Consider the following 13796-nt stretch of genomic DNA (forward strand, 5'->3'; position numbering starts at 1 on the left):
TCGGATAGAAAATATGATAGAATGTAAGGACGACTAGTGTGTAATATGCTAGTCGCTTTAATATATAATGACAATTTTAGAGGTCAATCATGGAATCCAGAAAAGCACGACACCAACACGAAATTAAAGCTGCCGAATCATTGGATGCAGCACAAAGCACATTAAATAACCCAACGCCGGGTAAGAAACGTAAAAAAGGGCGTGGTAGAAGAAATCGAGTGATTGCATTTATTTTATTAATTATTGTATTAATTGGTCTTGTATTTGGTGTAAAGAATTTGTTAACGGATAAGAATGCTGCGTTGAATCCTAAAGACACAACGTTTAAAAGAGTCCAAATAGCTGCAGGATCGACACCGGCGCAGATGGGACAAATACTTGAAGACAAAAAAGTCATTAAGAGTAGTAAGTATTTTTATAAATATGCGATGTCACAGGGTGCAGAAAAATTAAAGGCTGGTACGTATCAGCTGTCACCTTCACAAACAATACCGTTAATTTTTGAACAAATGGCGAGTGGTCCATCAGCAGCACCTAAATTATCTAAGGGCTATGTTTTTGTTGCTGTTGGCGAATCAGCTGATCAAGTTGCAAGAAATATTGCTGGACAAGCGAAAGATGTCTCAGCACAGGCTATTACTTCTGAATTTGACAATAAAGCATTAATTTCAGAGATGCACAAGAAATATCCTGATTTGTTATTAGGTGTAGAGAAGTCGAACACGAAGTCAGGAAAATTGCTTGATTATGTTTATCCACAAGCATTTGATGTTCATAAGGCTAAAACAGCTAAAGAAGTTATTTCAATACTACTTGAGTCTTCTAACAACACAATGCAACCATACTATAGTACGCTTAAAGCTAATGGCCTACCAACACCAAACGTTATGGCACTACTCGCAACATCCGGCAAATCAGAATTTGAACGTCGCTTGGCTTTTGTCAAAAAAATTGCACCATATGCACAAGAACTATCGAAAAAATATGGTCTGTTAGCCTCCGTCTCAATTGCACAGGCTGCACACGAATCTAACTGGGACAATTCGAAGTTGTCTTCGAAGTACAATAATTTTTACGGAGTCAAAACACAAGATGAAACACCTGGAAAATCGGTTGTACTAGATACCACAGAGTATGTTGATGGGAAGCCAGAAACGCAGAAGGCACGTTTTGCTATTTATGATAGTTGGAAGGACAGTATGCGCGAGCATGCTGAAACAATTGTTAACGGGAACACATGGAACCCAGACCAATTTAAGGATGTTATAGCGGCTAAAAATTATAAACAAGCTGCAGAAGCACTTTACGATAATCATTATGCAACAGATGTGAATTATACAAAACTGTTAATTAATGTTATTGAAACTTGGAATATGCAACGTTATGATAAATAAGGAATTAAAAAAACGCATATTTTATGATGTGCGTTTTTTGCGTTAGAAGTTTTCGGATAAGTGAATGGCAGTATATTGAATGATTAATTTATCTTTCTAAATAGATGGTTTAATCTGACCACAATATAAATAATGAAAACGTTTACAGAAAATTCGAAAAAAGGTTGTGTAAACGTTTTCATTATTGTACAATAAGGAGTGTTAAAAATGGTGTTAGCACAACACTGTACGAAAAAGGAGTTTTATCAATTATGAATTTAGCGATTTTACTAGCATTAGTGCCAGCACTGGCGTGGGGCTCAGTTGGCCTGGTTAATACGAAAATGGGCGGGTCTGCCGCACAACAAACATTGGGGATGACCTTCGGTGCACTTATTTTTGGTTTAGGGACAATGTTTTTATATGTGATGCCAAATCATGCCTATATGGGACGTGAAATTTGGACCGTTGGTATTTTGTCAGGCTTAGTCTGGGCAGTCGGAACAGCGGGGCAATTTTTAGCAATTAAAGATTTAGGTGTTTCCTTAGCGATTCCGTTATCAACAGCAGGACAGATTGTTGCCAACGCTTTAATGGCTGCCGTTGTTTTGGGTGACTGGAAAACAGGTAAAATGTGGGCGATAGGTATTATATCTATTGCAGCCGTTGTGATTGGTGCAACTTTAATTTCTGCACGTGATAAAGCCTTGAATTCTGGCATTACTGGTCAAGCACAGGCCAAAAGCATGACAAAAGGTTTGATTTATTTAGCTATTTCAACTGTTGGCTTTATGATTTATTTTGTGTTACCTAACTTTCTAAACAAAATTAATTACATTTCAGATGCCATTAAAAATAAAAATAGCGGCGTTGACTACATGACCGCTATTGTTGGACCGCAGGCCATTGGCCAGGTGATTGGTGCATTTTTGATTGTTATCTTTGTCTTGAAAGAGGCAGACAAAATGTTTGCCAAACCAACTTGGAAAAATATATTGACAGGATTAGTTTGGGCCGTTGGTAATATTTTCATGTTTATTTCAGCTGCCAATCCAGCAATTGGTCAAACAATTGCAACCACATTTTCACAGCTAGGCATTATCGTGGCGACGTTTGGTGGGATTTACTTATTGGGTGAAAAGAAATCAAGTTACCAAATGAAATTAATCATTACTGGTACAATATTAGTTGTTGTTGGGGCCATTATTATTGGTAATATCAATAATTTTGTCTAACTTATCATTATTTGGTTATCACCACACAAAAAGGCTTGCTATTCTTAGCAAGCCTTTTTGTGTGGTATTACTTTTCAACTTTCAAAATTTCAACGGTAATATTATCACCACTAGGCAGTGGTACGGCAACCTTATCGCCAACTTTTTTACCAATTAATGCGACAGCCATTGCTGATTCATTTGAAATCTTTCCTGATAATGGATCTGATTCTGTTGAACCAACGATAGCGTAAGTTTCAGCTTCTTCATCTGGTAACTCTTTAAATGTAACTGTTTTACCAAGTGATACTTCATCAGCAGCTGTTGCGTTAGGGTCAATAATTTCAGCGTTTTCAATCATCTTTTTTAAGGTTTGGATTCGGCCTTCTACGAAAGCTTGTTCATCTTTTGCTGATTGATATTCGGAATTTTCAGATAAATCGCCGTATGAACGAGCGATTTGGATTCTTGTTGTAATTTCTGGACGTTGTCTAGTAATGAGATCTTCCAATTCAGTTTGTAGTTTGTCACGACCTTCGGCCGTCATTGGAAATACTTTTTCTTCTGACATAAAAACAGTTTCCTTTCAAAATTGCAGTTTTATTGCAAATAATAAGCAGAATGAGCATATCATGCAGAGCACTTTCTTGCAAGCTTTTTATGATGGATAGCAGAAATAATAAGGAACAAGCATGCGAATAATGAGAGCCAACTGCCGATGATAAATAGTGGTGGCGTGTATTTGAATTGAATCGTGTGTTTTCCAGGTATTGTTTTAACCGCTAGAAAATAATTTGCGACCTTTTGTGATGTCACGGATTTGCCGTCTAATGTCACCTGCCAACCTGGTACATTAGGAATTGTTGTCATGATCAGTGGTTGTTTAGCGGTGGTAGTGATATTGCCCGTAATTTTACGCTCATTACGACTAGTTATTTGGAGCGGATGACGCTTTAATGTGGCAACATTATTTTCAAATTGATGATTATTCAGTCGGTAAAGTGTGAAATTGTTTAAAACAAGCGTCTGAGTTTGTTTAAATCGGACAGTGACCGTCTGCGTTTTATTTTTGGCATTTGTAGCGAGATTAACAATAACTGTATGACGATATGAACTAAACTGGGTAATGATTTTGCCATTAATCAATAAGTCAAAGTTTTTAATTGGCAAAGCTGCACCGAGAGTGAGATAGTAACTATCGTTAGTTGTTGGTGTGAATTTCAAATCTAATTGAGCTGGCTTTGTCTTGTCGTTTTTAATCAATGTTGCACCTGTGATAGCTGTTGGTGCGTTGACATTTTTACCAATAGATTGCTGGAAATTTGCGACGTTAACAGACGAACTTGTATCACCAGATAATCCTTGCCAAACGTTACCTTGATTTTGAAGGGGATTATTTTGTAGCATTTTTGTCTTCAACACGTCATGATGTGCGGCAAACGCAATTGGTAACGCGTTTTTATTCTGCCAAACACGAACTTGATCTGAATTAGATGTTGGCAAATAGTGTGCCGTATCTGGACGATAGCCGATTAAATGCGTGTTTGGTTCTCCTGGTTTGTTAGAAGCTTTAGCATTAGGGGTTATCATATATTTCATCCCCAGTAGTGCATCAGACAATAAGCTACCATTGCTGTAAACGACATAATTATCGCCCTCTGGTTGACCAAAGTCACCAAAAAAACTTGGTGTCATTTTTGGTAAAGCTGAACTAAAGTGCGACCCACCATAATAATCAAGCATCATAGAATCGCCACGTGTTCGTTGAAATGTCTGCGCGACACGATACCATGACTTATCGTTTTTAATCGTGTGATCAGCAGTATTGAGGGCTTTGATCGCATTTTGGTATTCAGTGTTTGTTAAATAAGAAAAACGATTGAGAGATAAGGCTAGATTAGCCGTCAAAGAAAGCATTGTGAGCAACATCAAGAAAGGAAACCAAAATCGGTCATGTTGTTTAAACATCAATTGTGCTAGTGTCAGTAGAAAGATACCTATAAAAATAGCAATACTTTGTTGATTGATATAAGCAATCGTGTGATCGACAGTCAGTGCATAACTACTCAAGCAACCCAAAGCAATCAGTAATGCTAGAACTGTTTTTAATCGTGGTTGCCAAGTAGGCTGCCATGATAATGCTGCTAAATAAATGATGAAGAAGCTGATGATGAAACTAAATCGGTAAGGATACCACACTGGATATTGAAAGCCATGAAATAATAATGTTAAAGGCGCCCATGTTGTTGCTAAAAATAAGAAAGCAAGGATAATTGTACCACCAAGCTTAACGTACCAACGCAAGATCTTCGTGGTGAAAAAAGTGATGAGTGTGATTAATATAAACGCAGAAACATAAAAATTTGCTTGTCCTGTTTGCATTTGATCAAAATCAAAACTACCAGGAATGAGTTTGAGTAAAAGTTTCACGGGATTATTATCAAATTTTAAGGACCAGTCAGAATTATATTGTGATTTTCCTAGTTTTAATTGGTAATAGGTTGGGAGAATAAGCCAAGCGCTTAACGCACCACCAGTCAAGCTTCCTAAAACAAACTGTTTAAAGGTAATCCACCGTGATTTTATTTGATTTGGCCATGTGATACGCCAAATGAAGTAGATCGTGATAAAAATGGCAATCATGTACCCAATGTAATAGTTACTGATAATTGTTAAAGCCAGAATAAGGGCATATTGCCACCAAGTTGCACGATAAAAAAGCTTCTCTAACTGTAAAATGAGGAGGGGGAGTAAGATGGCAGCATCTAGCCACAGTAAATTAAGATCGTTTGCAATGAACCAACCAGAAAGCGCATAATTAATTGCAAATAATGTGATATAGTAACCATTTTGAAGCTTGAGTTTTTTGATAAGGTAGGCCATTGAAAGACCAGCCATACCAAATTTTAAAACAGTTACTAATAAAATGGCGGCAGGTAATTGTATAATAGGAATAAAGAGATAAATGAAGTTAAATGGGCTCATCAAATAATATGCCCATTCGCCAATCATATCACCACCTAAAGCATTACTAAAAGAATAAAAGAAACTGCTTGGATGTGATAATAAAGTGTGCTTAAAAGCAGCAAATTGATCAATGTACTGTTGACCTAAGTCAACTGTTAGAATAGAATTAGTGCCAAAAGGGGCCATGCCACGGTAAATAAAATACCCTAACATGAGTAATAAAGGCAACCAAAAACTAAGGGCTAGTGGTGAGATGAAGCATTGTTTTTTACTCATGCTACTAATATACCAAATTTTTACTGTAATTTTAGCGCAAAAACTGTATTTGTGGTAATCTAGATAGATAGTTTATTGATAAATTGGGGTCAAACATGCAACGTAATCCTTACCTAGAAGATCGTGATAAAAAAAATAACGCCAGTGCTAATTTGCCTGTTCGTTTGAATATATTACTCGGTATCTCACTGACATTGATGATCGCCTTAATCGTTCAGTTAGCTTTTTTAACGATTAAACAAGGTGCCTATTACCAAAGTGAAGTGAACCGAAATGATGAAACAATTGAAAAAGGAAACACCCCACGTGGGATGTTTTATGACGCAACAGGCCGTGTGATTGCCGGTAATAAGGCTCAGGCAGCCATTACCTTTACACGTGGGACGTCAGTAACTGGTCTCACTATGCGTAAGACAGCCATTAAATTAAGTAAATTAATGACGGTTGATACTAAACGCTTGAGTGAACGTTCAAAAGTTGATTTTTATTTGGCTAGCAAGGCTAATAACGAAAAAATATCGAAAAAAATTACAAAAGCGCACAAAAATGACAAAATTGCGTTAACGCCAGATCAAATTAATAATTATCAAGTCGCGTATGTACAAAAACATCATTTGGCTGATCATGTGGATCCAAATGCGGCTATGATTTTTCAACGTATGAGTGGGGCGTATACGTTGTCTACGACTTTTATTAAAGAATCAGATGTGACTAACAATGAATTAGCAGAAATTGGGGAACACCTAAGTGAATTTCCTGGCATTAAACTGGGTACAAGTTGGTCACGCCAATATCCAGAAGGAACAGAGTTTAAATCCCTAGTTGGCACAGTAACGAATGAAGCAACTGGCTTACCTGAAGATCGACTACATACGCTATTGGCACAAGGTTATTCACAAAATGAGCCCGTGGGAAATTCAAGTTTGGAGAAGGGCTATGAATCTATTTTAAAAGGTTCTTCTTCGCAAACACTTGTGACTACTGGTAGTGACGGGCAGGTCAAGTCGTCTCAGATCAAGTATAATGGACAAGCTGGTGACAACGTTAAGTTAACCATTAACGCACAGTATCAAAATGCTGTGCAAAAAATATTGGAAGATAATTTACCTGCTGGTGATGTTGAAGGCGCATACGCAACGGTTATCAATCCCTATACTGGTGGTATTTATGCAATGGGTGGCGTTAGTCGTGACTATGCAACAGGTAAAAAAACAGCTAATCCACTTGGCAATATGAATGCAGCGATTGTTATGGGATCAGTAGTTAAGCCAGCTGTACTGGCGACTGCTTTTCAAAAGGGCGTTATTTCGCAAGATAATACTGTGCTTTCGGATCAAGGCATTAAAATTCAAGGCACACAAGAAATTACTTCATACTGGAACAAAGCCGGTACGCCAATACCAGTTGATGCACAAACAGCGTTAGAACGATCATCCAACACGTATTTTGTGCAATTGGGGATGAAAATTGGTGGGCAGACGTATAGTCCAGGTGCGCCATTAGGGTTGCGAGCTGACGCTTTTCAAACGTTACGTAATGGTTTAGGTCAGTTTGGCCTAGGAACTAAGACGGGTATTGATATTGATGGTGAAACGGCAGGCTATCGTGGACCAACTACTGGTGAGGCACAGGGTAAATATTTGTATGAATCCTTTGGACAGTATGATTCATACACGACTTTACAGTTGGCACGCTTTGTATCAACAATTGCCAACGGTGGCTATCTTGTCGCACCACATGTAGTTGGCTCTGTGCTACAGAGTCAACCAAACAGTGATAAACAAAAAACTGTTTGGACAGCTTCACCATCAGTTCAGGGTCAAGTTAATCTAGATTCTGGAGAATGGGATACGATAAAATCTGGTATGAATCGTGTTGCCAACGGATCCGATGCTTGGAATACAGGTGGCTCAGATTTGCATAAGTTGACACCACACGTATATGCGAAAACAGGGACAGCAGAAACCAAAACCAATGGTCATGACACTTTTACAGAATCAATGGTTGCCTACGTACCTGGACAACCAATGGCTATGGCGTTAGCGATACCTGGCATGAACAATTATTTGGATGGCACAAACGGTAAAATAGCAGCGCAAATTATTGATGCTTATTGGAAATACGTTCAAGCTAAGCCAGATACAAAGTAAACAGATTGAAAAGCGCAGTGATTAATCACTGCGCTTTTGTATTAAAAATAATGTTGTCATGATCATAAAATTAATATTATATTTTTTTAATTTAGAATTATTCTTGATTAAATAACGTGTACGTCATAAAATAGACTTATACCACATTTAGATAACGGGGGAAAATATGTTAATCAATCCAGATAAAGCGCAAGATGTGTGGAAAGATGCTGGCGAACATGTGCAATTTACGGTTTTAAAGTTAAATAGGGATAATCAGGAAGCAGCACAAGAGGCCATACAAGTATTTGCAGACCGATCACAAGCAATTATTAGATCGTTACGCATTAGAGACGCTCATCTAACAGCTGCGTCAGGATTAAAGGTTGCTTTTGGATTTAGTAACCGTGCTTGGGACTACTTATTCCCCAACCAACCTAAACCAATTGAGTTAGAAACTTATGAAACATTGAGTGGGCCGAAATACAGCATGCCTGCAACTGATGGTGATTTATTTTTTCATATTAGAGCGAGTAATGAGGCTGTCGTATATGAAACGCAGACACAGTTTATGCGATTTTTAAACGCATTCACAACTGTTGTTGACGAAACCAAAGGCTTTCGTTACTTTGAGGGACGTGCAATTATTGGCTTTATAGATGGTACAGAAGCACCAGGTGTTGAAGATTCTGCTGCTTATGCATTAATTGGTGATGAAGATCAACAATTCATTAATGGGTCGTATGCTTTTGCACAAAAATGGCAACATCATATGGATTTTTGGAATCACCTCAAAACAGAGGCGCAAGAAAAAGCAGTTGGTCGAGAAAAGTTTACAGATATTGAACTTGAAGATGAGGATAAATATAGTAACGCGCATAATGTGACGTCAAAATTTGAAAAAGATGGTGAAGAGCAAAAAATCATTCGTATGAATGTGCCTTTCTCTCAGCCTGCTGCTGGACAAACGGGTACTTATTTCATAGGCTATGCGAGACATTGGTCTATTACTAAAGGTATGTTACAAAACATGTTGGACCAGTCCGATTTTTTATTGACGTTTTCAGAAATATTATCTGGTCAGCTTTTCTTTATTCCTTCCCGAGAGACATTGTCACAAATTGCTGATGGTCGCTTTAATCAGTAATTGTTAAAAAGAAGTCAAACACCTCGTGAGGTATTTGACTTCTTTTAGGTTAACTGATTGTGTCTGATATGGCGACAGAATCTGAAACATACGTTTCAGGACTTAAAATAATTTTTGTGATAAATTCAGCTACACTAGTACGTGTGATTGGACCACCAGAAACAAGTTCATCGCGTGCTATTTGAACATGAAGGTTTTGCATGATATTATCATCAATAAGTTCATTAGGACGAATGATTGTGTAGTCTAGTGCCGATTGCTCAATACGTGAAACGGCGGCTGCCTGATCTCCCATATAAGTGTTTTCATTGTCCACTGTGCCTAATATATTAGCCCATAAATCCTTTTTGTCATCAGGAAGTTCATTGTGAACACCAATCGTTGCGACCCAAATGAGTCGTTTGACACCAGCAGTATGCATCGCATTAACAACACTGTTCGCAGCGGACTTTTGGCGGCCTTCCGCACCAATGTTCGCATAAACAATATCGATGTCTTTAAGTGCTGCAACCATAGCCTCTTCATTAGCAGCGTCGAGCGCCTTGATGCCTTTATTTGGACGGGCATGAAGTGAGGTTAATGTTATTTGTGTGTCGGTTTCTGCTAACATAGGCACAACGAGTTTTGCAATTTGGCCGTTAGCGCCAAGAATTAATAGTTTTGTCATGCCTTTATTTTAGCATGAAACGATCAGAAGCGGTAAAATTGATATAAGAAAGCGTGAGGTTTTTAATGTCATTATCTTATCAACAGCTATTAACTGCCATACCCTTAATCCTACAAGGTGGTCATGTGCCCACAATTGTCGGGGAAGCTGGTATTGGTAAATCTGCTTTAGTGTTTGAACTCGCTAAAAAATTAAATGCTAAATTATTTACGACAGTTGTATCGTTGTCAGAAAAGGGGGATTTGGCCATACCAATTCCGCCTTTAACCGAATCAGCTTTTCTGACGACAAAGCATTATGGGCAATTAGCTGACGTGAAATTTGGCTATACACATACAGTGATTCAAATTATTCAGCAAGCTGAACGCCATCCGAATCAACCGATTATTTGGTTTTTAGATGAATTTAACCGTGGATCACAAGCGGTACAAGGTGAACTAATGAATTTGGTGTTACAACGCCAAATTAATGATTTGATTTTACCATCAAATGTGCGTCTTATTTTGGCTGAAAACCCAGATGACACGATGGCGGGATTTGAAGAATCTGAATATGCTGTGCAAACATCTGACGCAGCGATTAAAGACCGTACCACACGTCTCGTGATGTCGGTATCAGTTAGTGATTGGTTGACTTGGGCAAAACAGGGCAATCAGCGTCCAAATATTCATGAGTCGGTCCAACAATTTATTGCTGAAAACGCCGAACTGTTGTATCCTGAGGCGCGGAGTGACGATCTCGATCCGACACCACGTGCATGGCAACGCGTATCGGATAATTTATATGAGTTGCATCACTTATCTCAAAAATTACAAGATGAACTGTTATTTGATATCGTAGCTGGTGATTTAGGACAACCTGTTGCGACACAATTTGTTAGTTTTATACGAGACCATCTGCCGAGCTTGTCAGCAAGTGACGTTTTCGAGTCATTACCAATGGGACCCGAATTGCCAATAATAATTCGGGAAAAGTTCAAAGAGATGTCGGAAATACAAAAAGCGACTGTGATGAAAACAGTGTTGTTAACTGCAGATGTGACGTCAAATGATCATGCTGGTCGCTTTAGTGCAATGTTGAATATGATGGCACCAGATGGTCAATATGCCTTGGTAAAACAAATGACTAGTGCACCTATTTTGGATGATTTATATGCTTCGGAGGCGCACTATGCTAACGTTTTGTATCAGCAAATTATGGACATAGCGACACGATGAACAGCAGTCAAACAAACAATTTGATTATTGATGGTATTAAAACATTACTAGATGAGGCACCTTTTTATGGGCATGTTATTATGAATTTGTCGCGAGAAATGGATGTCAACGCACAAAATGCATTGTCATTAAAATGGCAGGCACACCAGTGGTTGTTGGTGATTAATCCAAAAATATTGACGCAATTATTGACAAATCATAAACAAATTGCGTTAGCATTAGCCCATGAGGCGCTGCACATTATTTGGCAGCATCCACTGCGTTACGCAAAAGAACGGCGACAAAATAACGTGGTTGATATTGGTACAGATATTGCTGTTAATCAATATTTGCCTCAAACGTTGGGTGAATTACCGCATGCTATGACATTACAAACGATTTTTGATATGTCTGGTAAACTGTTACCATTGCATGAAGACTCGTCAACTTATATGGCGCTTGTTGCCCAATTATTTGACAACGTGCCATCTTTGGGTCAAGATAATGTTGATGGGCATGGCAGTTGGTCTAGTATTGGGACGGCCACGGAAGAATCGGCTGCTGCCTTGGCCTTGGTAATTAAAAAAGCTGATGAAGACACGAAGTTATCTGGTCGTGGTAAAATAGACAGTCGTGTACAACAACAAATTGATGAGATTGTCGTACCGAAACGTCATTGGCGATCAGTGTTACGTATGGGGTTAAGTCAAATGCCGAATAAACGTCAGTCATCTCGTGCACGGTTTAATCGAAGACAAGCTTATCGTTTAGATTTATTAGGCGAAATTAGTACATATGATGCACAGGTTGCTGTTTTTATTGATAATTCTGCCTCGATTTCTAACCAGCAAGTCGGGCAGATGTTGGCCACTGTTTTACAGCTAACACAACAACTTGATGCTGACGTGCGTGTTTTCTCTTTTGATACACAGGTTCACGATATTAAAAAAGTGACAAAGTGGGTACGACATGCAGGCGGTGGGACAACATTTCAATGTATTTTTGATACCTTGTTAGAACGCCAGTTCAACCCGATGCAGACCGTTGTCATCATTCTAACTGATGGTGAAGGTGAAAAAAGTCAGTTAAAAACAAAATTTAAGCATGTGTACTGGTTACTACCACCCCAAAAAACGCTAAGTATCCAGAAGCCTTTTGGTCAAATATTACGCTTTTGAGCGTACACGCTATCATCAAGTTCAGACATACAAGAGGTTAAAATGACTGAAAAATTAAATCCAACAGATTTACGTAGTTTTATTAACAAAGACGGTCGTTTTAAACGCGCTGAAGCCTTACTCAATAATCATTGGGAATCACTCATTTTGAATGATACGTGGGGTATGATGTTAATTACCTTAGCAGACATTACCTTTGCTAAAAAATTAAGCGCTGCAAATTTGGTAACAACAACTGTTGATTTGACAACGTTTGCCGGTGTACAGGCATTTATTTTATCAAATCAAACACGGCTATCACCAAATGTTGTCAACGCACTAAAGGAGCCTTTTTTATGAAAATTAATTTAGTGTTAGCGCCAGAACAAGAACCTGCTGAACTTTTAGCCTTGCAATCGATGCATCCAACAAACTGTTTTTATTTGGCCAAAGAGTCGCAACTGGCTGGTACAAATATGTTAATTTTAGATGATCCGGATTTAGTCGATAAGTTTCAACGGCCTATTAGTTTTGATAGCGTGATTATTTCTGGATTATTGCAAGGTCAAGTGATACATCAAATAGCCTTTCAAACTAAAGGTCATCAAGATGAACTGGTGACACAATTGCTACCTGATGATGCTGTTTTGGCACAAAATAGCCAAGGTAAGGCTGAGTTCATGTTGTGGAGTTTTTGGCCCGATCATTCGGCATTGGCTGATTATTTGGTGAGTGATAACTATACGCAGATGAAACAATTAATGAAAAATCCCTATACAACAAGTTACACACATGTCACTTCAGAAAGTCAATTATCACTGACACATCAGATGCGGGATTTTGATAATCAAACATGGTGGGGATAATTTCCTCTTGCATAGGGCACTATTCTGGTCTACAATAAATGCATAAACTAATATTTTTATCTGGGGTGCCGTTTGGCTGAGAAATACTCATTGAACCTGATCACGATAATGCGTGCGAAGGGAGATACGTTGACAAATATGAAATTACAGCATAATGATGCCTACTTTTATAACTGTTGACTGTTTTTCCTTTGTGAAAATCAGTCAACAGTTTTTTATGTTAAAAAGTGCGAACCATTTTTTAGACAAAAGGAGATCATTTTGGAAATGAGACAAGGTATAGGAACGAATAAGGTATTGCGTAAACTCGCGTTGTCCGGCGTTATCACGGCGTTATCATTTGCAACGTCAAGTGTTGTCGTATTGCCTAATATGGCACCTTTTCAACACTTTTTTAATGTCATAACGGTCGTCATTCTCGGGCCATGGTATGCAGTTGCTATCGCATTTTTAACAGGTGGGTTGCGTATGATTTTAGCTGGTCGCACGATTTTGGCTATCGTTGGTGCCATATTTGGTGCCGCTATTGGCGGTATTTTATATCGTCTGACTGGTAAGTATATTGCTGTAGTTATTGGCGAAATCATTGGAACAGGGATCGTTTCAGCGATTGTTTCAGTACCAGTGATGAACTATCTTTACCACGCTAAAGTACCAAGTATTTATTTTTATGTTCCGTTCTTCTTGCCGGCAGCCGTAGTCGGTGCAATGTTGGGATACATCTTTTTAAAGTTTATGAAACAAACGAAACTATTAGACAAGCTACAGTGAAACATATTAATCAAGTAACGAAAGATTAAAGGA

Annotated in this window: 12 protein-coding genes and 1 riboswitch; of the genes, 9 read left to right on the forward strand and 3 right to left on the reverse strand. The window is 38.4% G+C overall.

Annotated features, from left to right (window positions below; genetic code table 11):
- Positions 1–89 precede the first annotated feature (89 nt).
- Both LKI_RS05335 and LKI_RS05340 read left to right on the forward strand, forming a co-directional pair.
- On the forward strand, positions 90–1394 hold the full coding sequence (locus LKI_RS05335; RefSeq protein WP_013103144.1) for a glycoside hydrolase family 73 protein: 1305 nt from the start codon (positions 90–92) through the stop codon (positions 1392–1394).
- Between the two features lie 251 nt (positions 1395–1645).
- The gene (locus LKI_RS05340) at positions 1646–2608 is read left to right on the forward strand and encodes a GRP family sugar transporter (RefSeq protein ID WP_013103145.1); all 963 of its coding nucleotides are present in this window, start codon (positions 1646–1648) and stop codon (positions 2606–2608) included.
- Positions 2609–2675: 67 nt separating this feature from the next.
- On the opposite strand, the gene greA is transcribed toward LKI_RS05340, so the two are convergent.
- Positions 2676–3158 (reverse strand): transcription elongation factor GreA, encoded by a 483-nt coding sequence (gene greA, locus LKI_RS05345; protein WP_013103146.1) that lies wholly within the window; start codon positions 3156–3158, stop codon positions 2676–2678.
- A gap of 59 nt (positions 3159–3217) precedes the next feature.
- Entirely contained in the window at positions 3218–5830 is a 2613-nt protein-coding gene (locus LKI_RS05350) for a YfhO family protein (protein WP_013975295.1), read from the reverse strand.
- Positions 5831–5925: 95 nt separating this feature from the next.
- Here LKI_RS05350 and LKI_RS05355 point away from each other — a divergent pair, with 95 nt between their 5' ends.
- Together LKI_RS05355 and LKI_RS05360 are read left to right on the forward strand one after the other, a co-directional pair.
- Complete coding sequence (locus LKI_RS05355; RefSeq protein ID WP_013103148.1) at positions 5926–7980, forward strand: penicillin-binding transpeptidase domain-containing protein; 2055 nt, start codon at positions 5926–5928, stop codon at positions 7978–7980.
- 166 nt (positions 7981–8146) lie between these two features.
- Entirely contained in the window at positions 8147–9106 is a 960-nt protein-coding gene (locus tag LKI_RS05360) for a Dyp-type peroxidase (RefSeq protein ID WP_013103149.1), read from the forward strand.
- Positions 9107–9155: 49 nt separating this feature from the next.
- Here the strand turns inward: LKI_RS05360 and LKI_RS05365 are convergent, their stop codons facing one another.
- Positions 9156–9773 (reverse strand): NAD(P)H-binding protein, encoded by a 618-nt coding sequence (locus LKI_RS05365; protein ID WP_013103150.1) that lies wholly within the window; start codon positions 9771–9773, stop codon positions 9156–9158.
- A gap of 65 nt (positions 9774–9838) precedes the next feature.
- On the opposite strand from LKI_RS05365, the gene LKI_RS05370 reads away from it, so the two are divergent.
- The 5 genes from LKI_RS05370 to thiW all read left to right on the forward strand — a co-directional run bounded on the left by LKI_RS05370 (position 9839) and on the right by thiW (position 13763).
- Entirely contained in the window at positions 9839–10990 is a 1152-nt protein-coding gene (locus LKI_RS05370; RefSeq protein WP_013103151.1) for an AAA family ATPase, read from the forward strand.
- Positions 10987–12147 (forward strand): vWA domain-containing protein, encoded by a 1161-nt coding sequence (locus LKI_RS05375; RefSeq protein WP_013103152.1) that lies wholly within the window; start codon positions 10987–10989, stop codon positions 12145–12147. The genes LKI_RS05370 and LKI_RS05375 overlap by 4 nt, the downstream gene beginning before the upstream one ends.
- Before the next feature lie 42 nt (positions 12148–12189).
- Positions 12190–12486: a hypothetical protein gene (locus LKI_RS05380; RefSeq protein WP_013103153.1), complete on the forward strand. Its 297-nt coding sequence runs from the start codon at positions 12190–12192 to the stop codon at positions 12484–12486.
- Positions 12483–12992, forward strand: a complete 510-nt coding sequence (locus LKI_RS05385; protein ID WP_013103154.1) for a hypothetical protein — start codon at positions 12483–12485, stop codon at positions 12990–12992. Before LKI_RS05380 ends, LKI_RS05385 begins: the two co-directional genes overlap by 4 nt.
- 51 nt (positions 12993–13043) lie before the next feature.
- A riboswitch (TPP riboswitch) is annotated at positions 13044–13132 on the forward strand.
- A gap of 127 nt (positions 13133–13259) precedes the next feature.
- A complete protein-coding gene (thiW, locus tag LKI_RS05390) occupies positions 13260–13763 on the forward strand; it encodes an energy coupling factor transporter S component ThiW (RefSeq protein WP_013103155.1) in 504 nt (167 codons plus the stop codon).
- The last annotated feature ends 33 nt before the right edge of the window (positions 13764–13796 follow it).

The organism is Leuconostoc kimchii IMSNU 11154 (genome assembly GCF_000092505.1).
GTDB lineage: Bacteria > Bacillota > Bacilli > Lactobacillales > Lactobacillaceae > Leuconostoc > Leuconostoc kimchii.